The organism is Streptomyces sp. NBC_01264 (assembly GCF_026340675.1).
Taxonomy (GTDB): domain Bacteria; phylum Actinomycetota; class Actinomycetes; order Streptomycetales; family Streptomycetaceae; genus Streptomyces.
In genome coordinates, this window is sequence record NZ_JAPEOX010000007.1 from 21,701 (window position 1) to 40,357 (window position 18,657).

At 66.1% G+C, this 18,657-nt stretch carries 14 protein-coding genes and 2 pseudogenes; 11 read left to right on the forward strand and 5 right to left on the reverse strand.

Features of this window, described 5'->3' with window-relative positions:
* Positions 1-217 precede the first annotated feature (217 nt).
* From OG435_RS48745 to OG435_RS48780, 8 genes and pseudogenes are all read left to right on the forward strand, one after another.
* The gene (locus tag OG435_RS48745) at positions 218-3,307 is read left to right on the forward strand and encodes a CARDB domain-containing protein (RefSeq protein ID WP_266888240.1); all 3,090 of its coding nucleotides are present in this window, start codon (positions 218-220) and stop codon (positions 3,305-3,307) included.
* A 441-nt stretch (positions 3,308-3,748) separates the two neighbouring features.
* Positions 3,749-4,048: a transposase gene (locus tag OG435_RS48750; protein ID WP_266888242.1), complete on the forward strand. Its 300-nt coding sequence runs from the start codon at positions 3,749-3,751 to the stop codon at positions 4,046-4,048.
* Positions 4,036-4,974, forward strand: a complete 939-nt coding sequence (locus OG435_RS48755; protein ID WP_266888243.1) for an IS3 family transposase — start codon at positions 4,036-4,038, stop codon at positions 4,972-4,974. Before OG435_RS48750 ends, OG435_RS48755 begins: the two co-directional genes overlap by 13 nt.
* A 306-nt stretch (positions 4,975-5,280) precedes the next feature.
* Positions 5,281-6,159 (forward strand): hypothetical protein, encoded by an 879-nt coding sequence (locus tag OG435_RS48760; protein WP_266888244.1) that lies wholly within the window; start codon positions 5,281-5,283, stop codon positions 6,157-6,159.
* A gap of 411 nt (positions 6,160-6,570) precedes the next feature.
* A complete protein-coding gene (locus OG435_RS48765) occupies positions 6,571-7,443 on the forward strand; it encodes a hypothetical protein (protein ID WP_266888245.1) in 873 nt (290 codons plus the stop codon).
* A gap of 363 nt (positions 7,444-7,806) precedes the next feature.
* A pseudogene (locus OG435_RS48770) lies at positions 7,807-8,301 on the forward strand (IS6 family transposase); the annotation flags it as partial.
* Positions 8,302-8,487: 186 nt separating this feature from the next.
* Positions 8,488-10,128 (forward strand): IS1182 family transposase, encoded by a 1,641-nt coding sequence (locus OG435_RS48775; RefSeq protein ID WP_266888004.1) that lies wholly within the window; start codon positions 8,488-8,490, stop codon positions 10,126-10,128.
* A gap of 22 nt (positions 10,129-10,150) precedes the next feature.
* Positions 10,151-10,402 (forward strand): annotated as a pseudogene (locus tag OG435_RS48780) (DDE-type integrase/transposase/recombinase); the annotation flags it as partial.
* A gap of 233 nt (positions 10,403-10,635) precedes the next feature.
* On the opposite strand, the gene OG435_RS48785 reads toward OG435_RS48780, so the two are convergent.
* The 3 genes from OG435_RS48785 to OG435_RS48795 form a co-directional block, all read right to left on the reverse strand.
* Positions 10,636-10,839 (reverse strand): hypothetical protein, encoded by a 204-nt coding sequence (locus tag OG435_RS48785; RefSeq protein ID WP_266888246.1) that lies wholly within the window; start codon positions 10,837-10,839, stop codon positions 10,636-10,638.
* Between the two features lie 274 nt (positions 10,840-11,113).
* Positions 11,114-12,106, reverse strand: coding sequence for a recombinase family protein (locus OG435_RS48790; protein WP_266888247.1), 993 nt, complete (start codon positions 12,104-12,106; stop codon positions 11,114-11,116).
* Between the two features lie 390 nt (positions 12,107-12,496).
* Positions 12,497-13,042, reverse strand: a complete 546-nt coding sequence (locus tag OG435_RS48795) for a hypothetical protein (protein ID WP_266888248.1) — start codon at positions 13,040-13,042, stop codon at positions 12,497-12,499.
* A 520-nt stretch (positions 13,043-13,562) separates the two neighbouring features.
* Between OG435_RS48795 and OG435_RS48800 the strand changes: the two genes are divergently transcribed.
* Positions 13,563-14,435, forward strand: coding sequence for a DUF4394 domain-containing protein (locus OG435_RS48800; protein ID WP_266888249.1), 873 nt, complete (start codon positions 13,563-13,565; stop codon positions 14,433-14,435).
* 472 nt (positions 14,436-14,907) lie between these two features.
* Here the strand turns inward: OG435_RS48800 and OG435_RS48805 are convergent, their stop codons facing one another.
* The gene (locus tag OG435_RS48805) at positions 14,908-15,063 is read right to left on the reverse strand and encodes a hypothetical protein (protein WP_266888250.1); all 156 of its coding nucleotides are present in this window, start codon (positions 15,061-15,063) and stop codon (positions 14,908-14,910) included.
* 600 nt (positions 15,064-15,663) lie between these two features.
* On the opposite strand from OG435_RS48805, the gene OG435_RS48810 reads away from it, so the two are divergent.
* Together OG435_RS48810 and OG435_RS48815 are read left to right on the forward strand one after the other, a co-directional pair.
* On the forward strand, positions 15,664-16,062 hold the full coding sequence (locus tag OG435_RS48810) for an STAS domain-containing protein (protein WP_266888251.1): 399 nt from the start codon (positions 15,664-15,666) through the stop codon (positions 16,060-16,062).
* Between the two features lie 343 nt (positions 16,063-16,405).
* A protein-coding gene (locus OG435_RS48815) for an IS3 family transposase (protein WP_266882441.1) occupies positions 16,406-17,616 on the forward strand; the annotation gives its coding sequence in 2 pieces (ribosomal slippage) (positions 16,406-16,697 and positions 16,697-17,616; 1,212 coding nt in all).
* Here the strand turns inward: OG435_RS48815 and OG435_RS48820 are convergent.
* Positions 17,565-18,578, reverse strand: a complete 1,014-nt coding sequence (locus OG435_RS48820) for a hypothetical protein (protein ID WP_266888252.1) — start codon at positions 18,576-18,578, stop codon at positions 17,565-17,567. The two genes, OG435_RS48815 and OG435_RS48820, sit on opposite strands and share 52 nt — an antisense overlap.
* Positions 18,579-18,657 lie beyond the last annotated feature (79 nt).

The window sequence follows — 18,657 nt, forward strand, 5'->3', positions numbered from 1 at the left end:
ACGCCCCCAGACGATCACACCACCGACAACGTGACAACGCCCTCCCGAACGACTGCCCGTCCGGCACCTGCGCCGACCGCGCATTCCTCTGAGTATGTCCTGGATTGCACCAACAGTGGTTCGGCAGACGGAAGGTCCCGCACAGCACATGGGAAGCAGAAAGCACAGGGCTTCACGCAAGATGGCATGGGTCGGGGCCGGAACGGCCTCACTGTTGATGTCCATACTCGCGCTCCAGTATGCGAGCGCCGAAACCGGCCGCAGCCAGGTTGCGGAGTTGCCGGTGGCTCCGCCCGACTTCCGGAACGGAAGTTTTGAAAAACCTGCGGTCGGGGGTGGAATCGAGGCGCGTATTCCCGAAGGCTGGTACATGCTCGGCAGCAGCACTCCAAAGATCTATGGAAAAGGTCAGGGAGGAGGTGCTAAAGATGGGGACCAGTTTGTCGTGGTCGATAGTGACCAGCTGAAGCAGAATTTTCCGGCGCAGGCGGGAAACCTGCGGTACAGCTTCTACGTCAAATCCATGCTGAGCGGTGGTACGACACTGAGGTCGACTGTGGGTGACAGTGTCAAGACGACCAGGGTGGAACCCAACAAGTGGACACCCATTACGGGTGAGTTCCATTCCTCGGGCGGTACCCAGGCTGTCCTTCTGGGTGCGGTTGGCCCGGTTGCGATTGACAACCTCAAGATCGAGTACGTGCCCGTGGTCACGGGGACTCCCAGTGCTGTTGAGCCCATGGAGTACGGAGAGAGCCGCACGGTGACGTATGACGTCACTCAGGACGGTGGGGCGCCGGGGCGGGGGGCGCTGTTCACTGTTCCCCTGCCGAAGGGGGTCGACTTCGACAAGGACAAGGTGAAGATCGATCGCATTGTGGACGGAAAGGAGGTTCCTCAGTCGGTCAAGGACGTAAAAGAGATCAACCATTCTCTGGTCGCTCCGATCGGAAGTGCTGGCGACGGTGAGCTGAAAGCCGGTGATCACTACAGGATTTCATACCCGATCCACTTCGGTAGCAAGTCTGACGCTGCCGGGCTCAACGGAAAGTTTGAACTGAAGCCCGATCTCACCCTGGATGGAAAGAAAATTCCGCTGACGGGTGTGAATGTTGATATCGCAACGGCTGATCTGCAATTCTTGGAGGACAGCGGTTTCAATGCCAACTCGTACGTGGTGGGCGACAAGGCCGATCTTGTTACGCACGTAAAGAACGCCGGAAAATTTGCCGCTAAAGACGTCGTCATCAAGGTCGCTCGGCCAACCGAAATCTCCGAGTCTTCGTTCGCGGCGGAGGCGGACGGTCAGGCGTGCGTGCCGGATCAAAATCGCACGGGCCTCGAATGCAAGATCGCAAAGATTGACCCCCAGGGCGATGTGAGCGTGACCTTCTCGGGAACTGTTGGTGCTGTCAGTGCTGACGGCTCTCTCAAGGCGCAGGCCGCCCTCTCGTCGCGCACCATCGATGTGAAACCGGGGGAGAATTCCAGACTGTTCGAGAGCAAGGCAACGAGAAAAGTCGATCTAGAGGTGAAGGCGGACATCCTCAAGGACGGCTCGCCGGTCGGCAACTCGGTGAAGCCCGGCGAGAAGGTATCGCTGAGCGTGACGGCTACGAATCACGGTCCGGCCAGTCCCGCGCAGGTCGACGTAGAAGTGTCGTTGCCCAAGAACGTCGTTCCGGATGAAGAGGTGCCGGGGTACAAGGATGGAATCTGGTCCGTAGGGAAGTTGCCGGCCGGCGAAAGTGCCACGCTGAAGATCCCGGTCACTGTGCCGGCCGACGAGTCGCGGATGGACCTCGGCACCAAGATCGGTTGGTCGTCGGGTGAGGAGTTCGACGAAACCAACCCCAGTAACAACACGTCTTCCAGGGGCGTCCAGGTCGAGCGGAATGCGAAGCTCAACGTTCAGGTGTCGGTCGTTCCTCCCGCCGGCGGTGCGCCGCAGGAGTACGTACCGGGCGACCACGTCACGTACAAGATAGCTGTGAAGAACGACGGTCCGTCCAAGGCCTCGAAGGTGCAGATCACCCACGCCATGCCCACCGGCATGGTGCCGGGCACATGGACCGGTCCGACGGGCACGTCGTACGAGGACGGGGTATGGACCATCCCCGGTATCGCGTCTGAGGACACTGCCGAACTGACGGTCAAGGGGGTCGTCCCCGCCGACGAGGAGAAGACGGTGCACCGAGTGTGCGTCGTAGGGGCCGACATCCCTGACCCGCGCGGTGACTACAAGACGACGTGCGATGACAAGAACGACATCTCGGGTCACATAGCGACGAGTGAGCTGAATGTGGTGCAGCGGGCTGCGGCGCTGCTGACGGTGTCTCCGGACGGGGGCACGGGCAGCCTTCCGCTGCCGGGTCAGAAGGTGTCGTGGACCGTGAAGACGGCGAACCCGGGTGTGTCCAAGGCGCGTGGGCTTGAGTTCGAGGTTCCGGTGCCGGCGGGTGTCGGCGATGCGGAGGCGGCGCCCGGGGAGAACGGGGGGACGTATGAGGGCGGTCTGTGGAAGCCGGCGGATGTGCCGGGCAACGGGCAGGCCGTGCTCAAGATGACGGGTACGGTGCTCCCCGACCACGACAAGCTGGACTATCGGGCGACCGTGAAGGCGTCGACGACGCAGTTGGACGGGAGCAAGGGCAGTAAGGTCGGCGACTCGGTGGAGAAGAGTGTTGACGTGCAGCAGGTCGCGGGTCTCGATGTGTCGATCGCGGCGCTGGACGGCAAGGACACCGTCAAGGTGGGCGAGCAGGCCAAGGTGAAGGTCACGGTGGCCAACAAGGAGGGTCCTTCGACGGCCCGCAACACGGTCGTCGAGGTCGGCCTGCCGACGGTGAACGGCCTCACCCATGACGGTGGTGCGAACTTCAACGGCGAGCCGGGTGGTGAGGGTTACGGGACGTGGAAGGTCGGAGACCTGAAGGCGGGGGAGGAGAAGTCGCTGACGCTCTCCTTCACTCCGGAGGAGGCCAAGGAGTTCCCGTTCGACGTGCTGGCAGCCCGTTCGGATGCGGCCAACCCCGAGGAGTGCCAGGACATCTGTGCCAGCACCCGGGTGAAGGCCACCGCCGACAAGCCGGATGACCCGAGCAAGCCGGACGACCAGACCCCGCCGCCCGGTGACGGGCAGCAGCCTCCCGCCGACGACGGCGGAAAGGGAGACGACGGCGGGCAGTCCCTGGTCGACCAGGTCCTGGCCTCCACGGGCAGCAACGCCCTGTGGTGGGGAGGCGGAGCCCTGGGCGCGGCCGGGATCGGCGCGGCGCTGCTGATCGCGGCCCGCCGTCGCCGCTGACCCGCGGGCGCGGCACACGCGCACAGGCCCGGGCTCAGGCCCTCCCCGCAGGGCCGCCCCGCCTCCACCACGGAGACGGGGCGGCTCTGCCGGGCTTTCGCGCGCACCAGCCGAGGCTCAGCTCGTAACCGAACCGTCCTTCCGCTGGCTCCAGTTCGGGTTTCGACAGTCGAGATCTGGGAGCGGCCCAGGGTGAACTCTTCCGGGCGTTGTCACGTTGTCGGTGGTGTGATCGTCTGGGGGCGTGAGGAAGCCGTCGGCGGCTGGTTGTTCAGGCCGCGGAGGGCATGCCGGCGACGCCGGTGATCTGGTTCCAGATGGTGAAGCGGACGGTGTGCTTCCCCTCGTAGCGTGGAGTCGTGACCCGACAAGGAGTTGATGGTGCGGACGCGGTGGCCTTCCCCTCGTAGCGTGGAGTCGTGACCCGATAAGGAGTTGAGGGTGGGGAAGCGACGTAGCTATGACGCGGAGTTCCGTGACGGGGCTGTGGGGATCGTGTTGGAGACCGGGAAGCCGGCTGCGGAGGTTGCTCGGGATCTGGGTGTGCACGAGGGGACGCTGCAGACCTGGGTGAGTAGGGCCCGCGGGGCGGCGGAAATGGGTACGGGCCCGCTGGAGGAGTCCGAGCGGGAGGAACTGGCCCGTCTGCGGTCGGAGAATCAGCGGCTGCGCAAGGAGACCGTGGAGCTGGGGATGGAGCGTGATGTCCTCAAGCGATGCATGGTCCTGTGGGTGAAGTAGCTGAGACGGACCCGGCGGTGCTCGTCGGGGTGATCAGTGACTGCAGGACCGAGGAGAAGATCCCGCACACCGTGGCCTGCCGCGCGCTGGGCGTGTCACCGGCCTGGTACTACAAGTGGCGCGGCAGGCCCGCGAATCCGACGAAGCGTGAGGTCAGACGGGCTGCGCTGACCGAGCGGATCAAGCACTTCTTCGACGCCTCGGGCCAGACGTACGGCTCGCCCAGGATCACGCTCGATCTGTGGGCGGAGGGCTGGCAGGTGTCGGTGAACACCGTCGCCGAGGTCATGGCGGAGGAGGGCTGGTACGGCCGTGAGCCGAAGAAGCGCCGGAACCTGACCCGGCAGGGCAAGCGGCGTGCCGCCCGTGACCTGGTCGGACGGCACTTCGACGCGATCGCTCCCGACGTGCTCTGGGTAGGAGACATGACCGAGATCGACACCGGCGAGGGCAAGCTGTATCTGGCCACCGTCATCGACCTGTTCTCCCGCCGCTGCCTCGGCTATGCCATGGACGCTCACCACGACGCGGCCCTGGTGAGCGCGTCCCTGCGGATGGCCACCGCGACCCGGGGCGGCGCCGTGGACGGAGTGATCTTCCACAGCGACAGGGGCAGCGAATACACCTCCGCCGCCTACAACAGCCTGTGCGACCGCCTCGGTGTGGTCCAGTCCATGGGCCGGGTGGGGTCCTGCTTCGACAACGCCGCCGCCGAGGCGTTCAACTCGACGATCAAGGTCGAGTACATCCACCGGCACCGGTTCACGACCCGGGCCGAGGCCCGGATCAAGATCGCCACCTGGATCGCCGACTTCTACAACACCAGACGCCGCCACACCCGTGCCGGCGGACTCCCGCCCGCGGAGTTCGAGCAGAAGATCAGACAGCAACGCTGCCAAGCCCACCAGAGGGCCGAAGCCGCATAGAAGAGGACTCTACGTTTCCAGGGGATTGACAGACGACTGCGCACATTCACTGACCGGCGACAGCTCCACCCCGAAGCAGTGACTCCGTTCCACGGAGTCTCGGGCCCGCGGCCCGTAGGGGGTATCCGCTGCGCTCCCACCCCGCTCCGCGGGCCACCTTACCTGCATCATTCTCAACCCAAGCTAAAAACAGGAAACAAAACGCTACACCAATTCACCCAACTGAACGGCGAAGCCTCCCCCACCCCACCCCATAACCCACCCACAATACGACAGCCACACCCAACACCAACCAAGGAGAACCAGATGCGCTACACACGACCAGCGCTCACCATCGCCACCACACTCCTCACCCTCACGACAGTCACCACCGCAGGCTCATACGCCGACGACAACGACCACAACGGCAGAGACAAGAACGACAAGGGCAACCACTGCTATATCAAAATCAAAGGCAACCACAACAACAGCGCTTGCAACGACATCACCTACGGCAACAACGCCACCACGGGAAACGGACACAGCGTCGGTACCGGACTCGGGACTGTGCTCCCTCCCGTGACATCCACCGGACCAGTGACTCTAACACTGAAGCAGAGTGGGGAGCTAGTCGGAAACTGGCAGACAGGTTTGCCCATCATTCCGGTCTCCGGGAATCCCTTCATCCTTCCAGGCACTCCAGTACAGCTCAACTGCATCGCCGGCTACAGGCCCGGCCTCCGTCACATGTTCTTCGCCCAGATCCCACCGGGAAAGGGAATTCCTGCCCAGACGGGATATACCGACGAGATCTCCTTCGAAGAGAACTCGGCCGCGCCGCCAAGTACTGATGTCTCGAATGCTCTCAACACTCTGCCAATCTGCACCACGGCCATCCCCGATCCGCCCTTCAAAACCGTCAACGTACTCTCTCAACCTGACCTAACCGCCGGACAGTATACAATCAGCGGAAACAACAACTTGAACTGCCCTCAAGACCACCCGTACCTCGACCCGACATTCCCATACCCTGGGACTCCCTCCGGAGTCGGTGGTGTCCAGATCACAGCCCCATCAGGCACCACAGTGGACCAGCTCACTGTAAATACTCAGGGCGTAGTGCAATTTGACTTCACGATTCCACCAGGTCCGGGCGGAAACGTGGCCCTGAATTTGCTGTGCCTCAACACTCCCCCCACCGCGTAGCCTCAATCAGGTCACGTCCCCGCAGTGGCTTCCAGCGATCAAACCCAAAAATTCTGACCGCAGCCAGAATCGATGCAGGACGTAATCCCCAGCCTTGACAATCTGTCAGCTTGGGAGGATATCCGTCGGAACCCGCAGGAGGGGCAGGAGCCAAGAAAACTCCCGAAAAAATCGCCATTTCACACTCGGCAGAACGCCATCCACACTGCAGACGCGCACCCACTTGTACGAGCCCTGGACCGGCCGCGCAGGCCAGGATCTGCCCGCCGCATCCACCACCCCGCATGCCCGTAGCCCCAAGCGCCCCTCCCCTCCCGCAAGACACGCAGGGCCCCTGCTGCCTCTTCCAGCGGCAGGGGGCCCCTAACCTGCATGCAGAAGCACACCCACAGCCCCACAAGGAGACAACTGATGCGACGATACACACGCACCGTACTCACGGCAGCCACCACCGCATGCCTCGCCCTCACCACCCTCGGCCCCACCGCACACGCCGACGACCACAACGACAGCAGCAAGAACAACAACTGCTTCATCAAAGTCAAAGGCAACCACAACAACAGCGCCTGCAACGACATCACCTTCGGCAACAACGCCACCACCGGAAACGGACACAGCGTCCGTACCGGACTCGGGACTGTGCTCCCTCCCACGGATACCGTACCTTCCGTGACTCTGCCAATTAAGCAACCTGGATACCTGGTCGGAAACTGGGACACCGCCACCCCCTTTATTCCAGTTCCCGGAACCAACGTTATTCCCGTAGGCGCTCTAGTCCAGCTCAATTGCGTCGCGGGCTACAAGCCCAGCCAACGCCACATGTTCCTCGCTCAATACCCGGGGGGAAATGGTCCCGCGACGACCGGCTACCTCGCCGAAATCTCCTTCGAGGAGAACCAGGCCGCGCCGCCAACTACTGAAGTCATCAATGCCCTCAACACCCTACCGATCTGCCCTACGGCGATCCCCACCCCACCCTTCACACTGACCCAAGTGTTCAGCCAGACCTCTCAGAGTCAGACGCTAGACGTAACCAACCCCGGCGCAAGCTGCCCAGATGATCACCCGTATATTGATAGGACGTTCCCTTCCCCCACCCCCCCCCTTTTTTCTCCCACCACCCCAACCGCGGGTGTCAAGATCGTCGCAACTAGCAATGACAATTTCGATCTACTTGAACTCGAAACGAACAGCCAAAGAGTCATCAAACTCACCACCCAAGCCATCCCCCCCTATACCGTGACCATGAGTTTGTGGTGCACCAACACCCCGCCTAGCACCTGATTCGGGGGGCGTGTCAGCGATTTGGCTCTGACAAGATTTTCGTAGTCGTTGATCGGCTTCTCTGTCACGGCAGCTGTAGTTCCGTCGTTGTCGCTGTTCAGGGACTTGCTGGGGTGGGTGCAGGCATGGGTATGGCCACCGTGATCATGAACGTTTGTGACGACGTATCGAGACGCGGTGGCCGTGGAGGCCACGGTAGCCGAGAAGGCGTGGGGCGAGGCCTTCGGAAGGGCGATGAGTGTGGTCGCGGGCTGTTTCGTGCGGCGTGAGGCACGGGCGACGGCGGCGGAGCTGGTCACGGGGCGGCGTTGTCAGGTTGAGTGGGGGTGTCGCTCGGTGGGATGATCATCTGTCTGGTCGGGGTTGCTGGAGGGGCTGCTCGTGGAGACGGTGTCGTACCGGGGTTTCCGCTTCCCGCCGGAGATCATCAGCCACTGCGTGTGGCTGTACCACCGCTTCGGTCTGAGTCTGCGTGAGGTCGAGGAGCTGATGCTCGAGCGGGGCGTCGAGGTGTCTTACGAGACGGTCCACCAGTGGACCCGCCGGTTCGGCCCCGCCTACGCCGGCGCGCTGCGCCGGCGCCGCCCGCAGCCGGGCGACAAATGGCACCTGGACGAGGTCTTCGTCAAGATCAACAAGGTGCAGAAGTACTTGTGGCGTGCCGTCGACCAGGACGGGAACGTCCTCGACATCCTGCTGCAGAACCGCCGCGACGAGGCCGCGGCCAGGCGTTTCCTCCGGAAACTGATGAAGAAGACCCGCTCGGTGCCCAGAGTGATCATCACCGACAAGCTCCGCTCCTACGGAGCCGCCCACCGCATGGTGATGCCCTCGGTGGACCACCGCTCCCACAAGGGATCCTGCTGGCCAAATGTCGTGTCCTGCGGTGAGGGCGGGCGGTTGGCATGGTGGTGGCCGGTTCTGTCGTTCCCGGCTGGTGGGGTGGGAGTCATGTCGTTGCTGCCGGAGCAGTGGCCCGAGGTCCCTGAGGTGACGGTGCGGGTCGCGCGGGCGGTGGCTGGTCGTGGGGCGCCGCCGTTGGCTATGCGGGTGCGGGATGAGCTGGGCGGGCTGTTCGCGGATGCCGAGTTCGCCGGGGCGTTCGGTCTGCGGGGCCGGCGGGGCTGGTCGCCGGGGCGGCTGGCGATGGTGACGGTGCTGCAGATGGCGGAGAACCTGACCGACCGCGCCGCCGCCCACCGGGTCCGGTTCGACCTGTCGTGGAAGTACTGCCTTGGCCTGGAGTTGGAGGACGTCGGCTTCGATGCCTCGGTGCTCTCGGAGTTCCGCACCCGGGTGGTCGAGCACGGCCTGGAGGAGCGGGTACTGGATCTGCTGCTGGCGGCATTGAAGGGCAAGGGCCTGGTCAAGGCTGGGGGTAAGCAGCGGACCGACTCCACCCACGTGCTGGCGGCGGTGCGGGACCTGAACCGCCTCGAGCTGTGCGGGGAGTCGGTGCGGGCCGCGCTGGAGGCGCTGTCCGCCGCGGCCCCGCACTGGGTGGCGCAGGCCGTGGACGTCCGTGGGTGGAACCGCCGCTACGGGCGGCGCATCGACGAGAGCTGGCGTCCCGCCAGCTCCAAAGCCAAGCGGGACGAACTCGTACTGGACTACGGCCGTGACGCGGTGGCCCTGCTGCGGGCGGTCCACAACCCTCACTCGCCCCTGTGGCTGCGCGAGCTGCCCGCGGTCCAGGTCCTGCGCCGGATCACTGTGCAGAACTACCTGGTCACCACCGGCGGCGACGGGCGGGAGGTGGTCAAGCGGCGGGAGGCGGACAAGGAGGGTCTCCCGCCCGGCAGACTGCGCCTGGCCTCGCCCTACGACCTCGACGCCCGCAACGGCACCAAGAACGCCCTACACTGGACCGGGTACAAACTGCACATCAGCGAGGTCTGCCAGCGGCCCCGGCCCGGCGGAGGGACCCCGCGGCCGGGACGCCGGGCGCGTCCGGACATCCCGAACGTGATCACACATGTCGCGACCACGGACGCGACCGTGCCCGATGTGAAGCTGGTCGAGCCCGTCCACCGGGCCCTCGCCGACCGGGGCCTGCTGCCCGCCGAGCACTACCTCGACTCCGGCTACGCAAGCGCGGAACTCCTCGCCGGGGCCCGGGCCGCCTTCGGGATCACCCTGGTCGCACCGCTCCTGGCGGGCACCTCCCGCCAGGACCGGGAGAACGCCGGTTACCAGCGCGAAGCCTTCACCATCGACTGGGACGCCGAGCAAGCCACCTGCCCCCAGGGCGCCACCAGCAGGTTCTGGAGCCCGGCCCGGCAACACGGCCGCGAAGGGATCGCGGTCCGCTTCGACGAGGCCGACTGCGGCCCCTGCCCGGTCAGAGCGGCATGCACCGACGCCACACGCCAGGGCCGCCAGCTCACCCTGCGCCCACGGGACCTGCAGGAACTGATCAACACGAACCACGCCGCCCAGCAGGACGCCGACTGGCAGACCACATACGCCCTGCGCGCCGGCGTCGAGGGCACCATCCGCCAGGCCACAGCCGTCACCGGTAACCGCAGGGCCCGCTATCGCGGCCTCGCGAAGACCCACCTCGAACACGTCTACTCCGCCGTCGCCCTCAACCTCATCCGCCTCGACGCCTGGTGGAACAACCAACCCCTCGACCACACCCGCACCAGTCACCTCGCGAGACTTGACCTCACCCTCACGGCCTGACTGCCCCCCACATTTGGCCAGCAGGATCCACAAGGGACTCAACAACCGGGCCGAGAACTCACATCAGCCGACGAGGCAGCGGGAACGCGCGATGAAGGGGTTCCGTTCCGTCGGCGCAGCCCAACGGTTCCTGGCCGCGTTCAGCGGCATCTCACCCCACTTCAGACCCCGACGCCACCTCCTCACCGCCACCGGCTACCGCACCGAAATGATCACCCGCTTCGCCATCTGGGACCAGATCACCGCCACCGCAGGCCTGCCCGCGGCCACCTGAAACAGACACCACTACCACGGCCAGACACGTCCCGAACCAGAAGATGCCCCCGAGAATCACTCAACCTGACAACGCCGCTGGGGAGGATCACCGACACGCCGATCTACGCCGCTGTCGAGCGCGAGTGGCTCGCCCGTGGCCGCGCAATTCCCCGCGCTCCGGGGCCCCCGGCCGTGCGGGGCCCGGTGTACGTCGGCGACCTGTTCCTTCGGACGTAGGGCGCCGGCGTCTGGTCACCGCTGTGCGTACAGCCGCTCGCGCAGGTACAGCAGGGCCGCGGTGTCCGCGACGGCGGCCAGGTCGGCCAACAGGCTGCGGATGCGGGCGTCATTTCCGTCGCGGACCGCCTGCACGATGTGCTCGATTGCTTCGCTGGCGCGAGGGTCGATACCCGGCGGTCGTCCGCCCTGGCCGGCTGATCGGGCCTTGGGGCTCAATCCTCTTCTCCCGCCAGGACGCGGTCGGCCACGTGGTGCGGGCAGGACAGCAGGTGCCACGTCACCGTGAGGCGGTCGCCGGCCGCGGCGATGGTGCGGGCCTGGCCGTCGGATGGTCCCGCTGCGCAGTACGGACACGGGAGATTCTGTGTCCTCGGTGCAGGTACTTCCGGCCCGTCGTCGTCGGCCGGATCGGGCTGGCGACCGAAGGGGCCGTCTTGACCGGGAAGGGCGCCGATATGGGGGGCGCCCTTTGCGCGGTGGGAGCCGTAAATCATGTGGTCATGACCTCCTCTGCCTGGCCGGGGATATGTCCAGCGGCCCGGAGGACGGTGAAGTCGGAGTGCGCCGCTTTGACAGCTTCCGGATACGTCGCCCGCTTCTCGTGCTCGGCCAGGGCACGGTAGACGCTGGACAGGCTCGGGTTGCTGCCCTTGCGCCTGCCGGTGGGGATGAACAGGTCGGGCTGGATCTGCTCGACGCTCTCACCGCCCGCGCGGCGGCGGAGCACGGTGTGCAGCATGTCGTCGGTGATGACCGGGGGCCGTCCGCCGTGCTTGCCCTTGCGGGCCGCGGTGTCGAGACCCTCAAGCGTCGACTCCCGGATGTTCTCCCGCTCGGTCTCCGCCATCGCGGCGAAGAACGCAAACAGCAGCCGGCCGTGCCCGGTCGGGTCGTAGATCCCGGCCAGCGGACCGGCGAGCATTTCCAGGACCAGGCCGTGGGCGGCGAGGTGGTCGGCGAGCGCGGTCAGCTCGGCTGCGTCCCGCCCGAGCCGCTTCATCTCGTACACGGTGAAGATCACCCGGCAGTGCGGGGCGTGCGCCTTGATGTCCCTCGCGGCGGCCAGCGCGGCCTCGAACTTCGGGCGGACCCGCACCCGGGTGCTGATCTTCTCGGCGAAGATCTTGTCCCGGGGGATGCTCTTCGCGGCGAGCGCGTCCAACTGCGTCTGGAGTTCCTGGGTCAGCGTCGAGCAGCGGGCGTATCCGATGCGGATGTCCGCGCTCGGGGTGTCCGAGTCAACCGGCGCGGGCGCCGGGGTGCCCGGCCGCCACGGCTGCCCCGGACCCCGGTCGGCCGGGGTCGGCACCCGCAGGAGCTTGGCGAGCCGGGGCACCTTCGTGAAGCGGCCGGTGTGATAAGTCCCCGCGACCGCGCCGGAGCGCGAGCGGCAGGGTGAGCCTGGCGCTGCGTGACAGCGTGGGCAGGGGTGGCGCTCGACGTCGTCCGCTTCGGACGCGAGTGCGGTTTGATGGTCCGCCATGACCCCGGATCATGTCACAAACCATTCCCAGAACATGCCCAGTTCCACTTTTGAGTGAGAGCGAGTTCTGACAGTAAATCCGCGATCTGGACCGCTTCCGCCGGCCGTTCTTGATCTTGCTCCGGGAAAGGTTCGTTTCTGAGAATTCGCCGCGCATGACGATCGTCAGGCTCCGGCGTCACCGAGGCCCGGCACAGGGCCGATGACGACATCCCTGACACCAGAGGGGTGTCAGGGATGTCACACGGGCCCGGCACCCGGGCGGGGCTGCCGGTGAAGGTGCACGTGTCGGTCTGCCGAACGAGGAGGGTGCGGAAAGGTCACTGCGCCAGGCCGCGCTGTATGGGGACCGATGGTCGGCTGGTGTCCCCGCACAGCGGGTTGGCCGTGTTAAAGGAGGCCGTGGTGGTTCTTGCGGCTGTTGTCCTTGCCGGTGCTCTTGTCGTTGTGGCTGTCGACGGTGGTGGAGGTGTCGAGGCGGCTGTGGTCGTCCTTGGTGACCTTGGTGTTGGTCTCATCGCCGGTCAGGCAGCGGTTGCCGGTGACGTTCTGGCTGGTGGCGAGGTCGGTGTGGCCGCCGTTGCCGCCATCCGCACTGCCGGAGTTGTCGTTGGAGGCGTTGCCCTGCCCGCTGGCGGTGCCCCCGTTCTCCTCCGGGGTCGGCTCGGGGGTGGGGTAGGTGGTGTACGTCTTGGGGTGGCCGCTGTCGCCCTGGCCGGCGCCGAGGAGTCCCAGGCCCAGGCCGGAGGCGGTCTGGCCGATGAGGCCGCCCGCGCCGCCGGAGGTGTCGACCAGGCTGAACGCGGAGGGGCTCTGGCAGACCACGAACATGCCATCCCCGGCCGGACCGCCACCGGCATTGGCGGTGCCGGCGGCAGCACCGGCCACCATCACGGCAAGCGGGACAGCAGCCGACAGACGCTGGGAAACCTTCACGCTTCTACTCCTCATACGGGGGTGTGTGCCGGGCCCGGCACACACGGGGTAACGACGGCCTGAAGAACCGTTCCCCCACCCCCCGCGTCACGCCCCACCAGGTCCTTTCACCCAAGTAGCCGCACACAGGCCCGGACCGGCGCGCGCGGCTCCGCTACCGGCCCCTCGACCCGGTGTTTCGCCACCACGAGACCAGCGGCGCGACCCTGGCCCTCGCCGGTCACTGCGTGCCGGGGCGTGGCCCTGGTGGTAGTTGGAGGCGTCCTCGGCCTGCTGGGGGCTTGCTCTGTCAGCGAGCTGCTCTCAGCTGTGCAACAGGCAGGAGGCCGTACTTTTCCTCATGGGGTGCTGTGGGTTGGGGTGTCGGCTGGTCAGTGCCCGTGACGGAGCTGTGCGGAGGGTTCTGTGTGGGCCGGGTGGGTGGCATCCGCGGGCCGTGCCCGTCTGTGTCAGCGGTGCTGACGAATCTTCCGTACCGGCCCGGCCACTGTGTCCAGGGCATCCGATCTTGGGAGAGAGCATGCGAAACCGCACCACTATTGCTGCTGCTGCCGTCCTGCTGGCTTCTCTGTGCGCGGCTCCGGCGCTCGCGGCGGCGGACACTCCGCCGCAGACCATGCCGGTCATGGGTGTCGAGGGGCTGAGTGCCATTGGTCTGACTGGTGACCAGCGGCTGGTCGAGTTCGATGTGAGCAAGCCGTCCAAGGCGTGGTCGCTGGGCAAGGTGACTGGCCTGTCGGGCGATATGAAGATTGTTGGGATCGATTTCCGTGTGCAGGACGCGAAGCTGTACGGCGTCGGTGACAAGGGTGGTATCTACACCCTGAGTACGACGGATGCGAAGGTGATGAAGGTCTCCCAGCTGACCGTTGCGCTCTCGGGTACCTCGTTCGGTATCGATTTCAACCCGGCGGCGAACCGTCTGCGGGTGGTCTCCAACAGCGGGCAGAACCTGCGTCACAACATCGACGATGCGGCCGCCGCGCTGGGTACCACTGCTGACGTCATGCTGACGAACCCGCCCATGCCGCCGTCGACCGCCATGGGCGTCACCGACGCCGCCTACACGAACAACGACCTGAACCCGGCGACGGCCACGACGCTGTATGCCCTGGACACCACGGCCGACCGCATCTCCGTGCAGTCCCCCGCCAACGCAGGCACCCTCGCCCCCACCGGGCAGCTGGGCACGGACGCAGTCGGGGACGCCGGGTTCGACATCCACTACCACCCGGCCAGCGGCAGGAACCTCGGCTTCGCCGTCCTCGGCAACACCGCCGGCATCTACCGCCTGTACTCGGTCAACGTCCTCAACGGACAGGTCACCGACAAGGGCGGCTTCCCGGGCAAGTTCCAGGTCACCGACCTCGCCCTCCCCGTCAACCAGATGTAGCAGCCAGCCCCAACCGGGAGCATGACCAGCGACAGCAATGCATGCCTCAACACCCCGCAGAGCGGCAGCAAGTGGGGAAGCGGCGAGCACCTGCCGCTGGGAGGACCGCCGCTCACCGGCCGGGCGCGGGCACACCCGGAGGGGCTGGAAGGGGGGCAGCTGAAAGGCCGCTGGTCCTGTGCTGGTGCCCGGCCAGCCCGCCAGGGGCATCCGGGGATGCCGGGATAGCGGGATAGCGGGGCTGGTCGAGCCCGGTTGCGGTCCCCAGAGGGGAGGATCTCGACGTTGGTCGCGCCGAGCATGTTCTGGAGACCGCGTTCGAGATCGCAGCCGCGTTCAGACGCACGATGAGACGGGGACGTCTGGCGGCACACCGCGCGAAGCGCAGGGTTCGCCGCTCTCGTCCGCGGCAGGACCTGGCCTTCGTGGGGATGCCGGGATCATGCGCTGCGGCGGGGTCTGCGACGGGGTGTCAGTGGCCCTGCTGCTCGACCGTCGACTTGAGCTCGCGCAGGAGTTCGGTGGTCTCCCGCTTCTTGCTCCAGTCCTCGGGGGCAGACTTGATGTTGGACTCGATCTTCCTGACCTGCTCCGCGGCATCCTGCATACCCTGCGACTTCTCCTGCATGAGTGTCACCTTTCAGGACGGCGGACTGCCTGAGTGCAGCCCGCCACATAGAACGTATATATCAGACAAATGACGCAGGTGTCGGAGTCTGTCAGCGGCAGGGCCACGGCAGGGGTGGCGGAGGCGGCTGCGGTCGTCGGCGGCCAAGCGTTCCCGCCTCGACCATGACGGCCGACACGGCGGGAACTGGCTTCTCTCGCGATCGGGCCTGATGTCTCCCGGGGAGTCTCCAGCGACGGAAAAGTCTGCGTGGGGCGCTGCCTAGGGGGGTGTCTGGTCGTTGAAGGGGATGCGGGGGATACACCCGGCTTCCTGGGCTCCGAGCGTTCGGGGGCCGGCCCCTCTTGTCCTGGCGTCTGTGGTGCCCCGCCGCACACGGGGCCCGGCCGCGCCATGAGCGGCGGTGCCGCAACAGACGCCAGGACCCCAAGCTCTGGGTTTGGCCTGACCCCGCCGTCTGGCCCCTCTCGGTGCCCCGGCCCTGGACCCGGTCTGCTACGCACTTCAGCGCGCCGCATGCCGGCCCTGCGCCGACCGGGCAAGGATGGGGGGCCGTGGGTACGGAGCCTTTCGGGTGACGGGAGCAGCATCTTGATTAACGTGGACGTCCAGCACTGCCGCAGCGCGGTGGTGATCAGCGCCACCGGGGAACTCGACGAGGGCGCGGGAGAAGTCTTCCAGCGCGCTCTGGACTACGTGACCATGGACGAACGCGATCTCCTGGTGGACCTGCACGCCATCACGGCCATGAACGTCGACGGCCTGCTCCACCTCCTGGACCTGCACCGGCGCGCGGAGCGCATGCAGCTACGGGTTATGGTCACCGGCTGGCAGACCCAGCCCCAGCAGTGCATGGCCACCGTGGCCGGCATCCCCGGACCCAGAACAAGCACCGGCGAACGCTACGCCATCGCAGGCTTCCGCCGACTCCTCGAAGAAAAAGCACAGCGCACACGGGAACGCTCCGACTTCACCAAGGGCTGGCTCCCCCACGTCTAACGTGCGCCCGAATAGTGTTGCTGACGCAGCGTCAGAGACGTGTGTCGATTGGGTCGCTAGGCGCGGAAGCCGTGGCGAACTGTAGGCGCTGGGCTGGCGCGCGCCCGTGATCCCCGCACCGCCCCTGCATCCCGGCGGTGAGTAGTCGGATCTCTAAGGGCCGCGAGCCTGTGCCGCGGTTTTGTCCTGAGAGGAATGGCAAGGGGCTGAGGATCAGGGCTGATTCATAGTCGTGTTGATCATGCTGCGGTGCAGGTCAGGCGAGTCCGAGGAGGGACCTTGACCCCAGGTTTTGGACACCGGAGACACTTGGATCTTGATGGTCCAGGAGAACGGAGTCCCTGTGGGGATGAAGCACTATCCCGCCGAGTTCAAGGCGGACGCGGTCGCGTTGTACCGGTCGAGGCCGGGAGCGACGATCAAGTCGGTCGCCGCTGATCTCGGGGTGAACACCGAGACGCTGAGGAACTGGATCCGGGCCGCCGACGGCCGCCGACCTGGCGCCCACTCCGCACCGCCGGCCGCCTCGCAGGCCGTCGGCGACGCCGTTCAGGCGGAGCTGGCCGCCGCCCGCAAGAGGATCCGCGAGCTCGAGGAAGAACGGGACATTCTCCGCAAGGCGGCCCGGTATTTCGCGACGGAGACGCGCTGGTGAACCGCTACCAGTTCGTTGACGATCACCAGCGCCGTCACGGCGTGAAGCGGCTCTGCGACATCCTCGGCCTGGCCCGGTCGAGCTTTTACTACTGGCGTCGCACCGCGGCCGCGAGAGCGGCCAGGCAGAGCGTCGAGGCCGGGCTCGCGGCCCGGATACGCAAGATCCACCAGGACTCCGACGGCACCTACGGAGCCCCCAGAATCACCGCGGAACTCCGCGACGAGGAGGGTCCGGTGGTCAACCACAAGCGGGTCGCCAGGATCATGCGGACCATCGGGCTCGAGGGAGTCCGGTTGCGCCGCCGGCACCGCACCACCGTCGCGGACCAAGCCGCGTCGAAGGCACCGGACCTGATCGGACGCGACTTCACCGCAGCCGACGTCAACAGAAAATACGTCGGCGACATCACATACCTGCCGGTCAGCGGCGCGAAGCCGCTCTACCTCGCGACCGTCATCGACTTGTGCTCGCGCCGGCTGGCCGGGTGGGCGATCGCCGATCACATGCGAACCGAACTCGTCATCGACGCCCTGGCGGCAGCCGAGCGGACCCGTGGAAACCTGGCCGGAGCGATCATGCACACGGACCACGGATCCCAATATTCGAGCAGGGCCTTCGCTGAAATCTGCAGGTCAGCCGGGGTCCGGCAGAGCATGGGCGCGATCGGATCCAGCGCCGACAACGCAGCCGCAGAAAGCTTCAACGCCGCCTTCAAGAGGGAGACACTCAAAGGCCGCAAAGCCTGGTCGAGCGAGCGCGAGGCCAGGCTGGACGCGTTCCGCTGGCTGACCCGATACAACACCCGCCGCCGACACTCCCGCCTCGGCCACCGGTCCCCGATCGCCTACGAGAACGACCTCCAGCCAGCTGCAACTACCCTGACCCAAGCCGCATAGACGTGTTCAAAATCCGGGGTCAAGGCCCCTACGGTGTGAGCCACGCCCAACAGATACATGCGGCCCATTCGGTGCTGCTCCTCCAACTCGGCAAGGACCTCGCCGAGATCAAAACCGAAGTACCCCTGCCACGCCTTCAGGGACATCTCCAGCGAGGCCATGGCCACCATGAGCGCCGTCATTACGGTGGCCGCCTCGCCGACGAGGCCGGATCCCTTCTCTGCCCCCGTCCTCCGCGCCCGGTCCGTCATCCAGGGCCGGCTGTGGGCGGCACCTGACAGCAGGCCGTACGGCATGGGAATCCAGGCAGGCAGCGCAATCCTCGCCCGCTCGGTGATCACAAAGTCCAGGTTCGCAGCTTCACCATCAACCTTGTAGCCGACGAGCCTTCCTTTCGCGTTGCGCCGCTCCAGCGCCTTCGCATCTGCCAGAGCCTGGGTGACGTAGGCATCGAAGTTGGCGGCTTCCGCCTGCTGTTCGGGACCGAAGACCCGCGCCGCATTCGTGGCGTGGTCGGAGTCCTTCCGCCACAGCCCCGCACACCTGGCCAGCCTGAGGCTGCACGAGATCGACGGATCGATCAGGTACTCAAGGAAGAGACAGCTCTCCAGTACGGCGCGCGCCGACACGAGTGGAGACCAGACAGGTGCCGGATCTCGAACGATGTCGTGCTCAAGGGCTCGCACATGATCAAGGGCCGTCTCGAAGGAGAGCCCCACTATGTCGATGAGCATCGAGTGCAGGGACAGGCGCGCCGTGGCCTCAGGTTCTGCCATGGCCGTCATGGTCGCGACGTCGGTCATGAACGGGGAACCGGCCAGCGGTTCTGTTTCTAGGAAGCCGTTCTCTGCCCGCTCCCGGTAGAGCTTCAGGACTCTCGCTGCAGCCGCAGCGAACCTGCTGGTGATCGGCACTGCAAAGGGGCGGACAGGCTCGCCCTCGGGCATCTCGTCATCCGTCATGGCCGCAGGGTATGGACCACCTAGCTGCCTCGTCCCCCTCATTTCGCTATCCGTTCGCGCCATCGCCCGGCTCGGGCCT

Excerpts from the sequence above, each read along its gene's own strand:
- OG435_RS48745 (WP_266888240.1), top strand. The coding sequence starts at position 218 with ATGTCCATACTCGCGCTCCAGTATGCGAGCGCCGAAACCGGCCGCAGC.
- OG435_RS48760 (WP_266888244.1), top strand. The coding sequence starts at position 5,281 with ATGCGCTACACACGACCAGCGCTCACCATCGCCACCACACTCCTCACC.
- OG435_RS48765 (WP_266888245.1), top strand. The coding sequence starts at position 6,571 with ATGCGACGATACACACGCACCGTACTCACGGCAGCCACCACCGCATGC.
- OG435_RS48775 (WP_266888004.1), top strand. The coding sequence starts at position 8,488 with ATGCGGGTGCGGGATGAGCTGGGCGGGCTGTTCGCGGATGCCGAGTTC.
- OG435_RS48790 (WP_266888247.1), bottom strand. The coding sequence starts at position 12,106 with ATGGCGGACCATCAAACCGCACTCGCGTCCGAAGCGGACGACGTCGAG.
- OG435_RS48800 (WP_266888249.1), top strand. The coding sequence starts at position 13,563 with ATGCGAAACCGCACCACTATTGCTGCTGCTGCCGTCCTGCTGGCTTCT.
- OG435_RS48805 (WP_266888250.1), bottom strand. The coding sequence starts at position 15,063 with ATGCAGGAGAAGTCGCAGGGTATGCAGGATGCCGCGGAGCAGGTCAGG.
- OG435_RS48820 (WP_266888252.1), bottom strand. The coding sequence starts at position 18,578 with ATGACGGATGACGAGATGCCCGAGGGCGAGCCTGTCCGCCCCTTTGCA.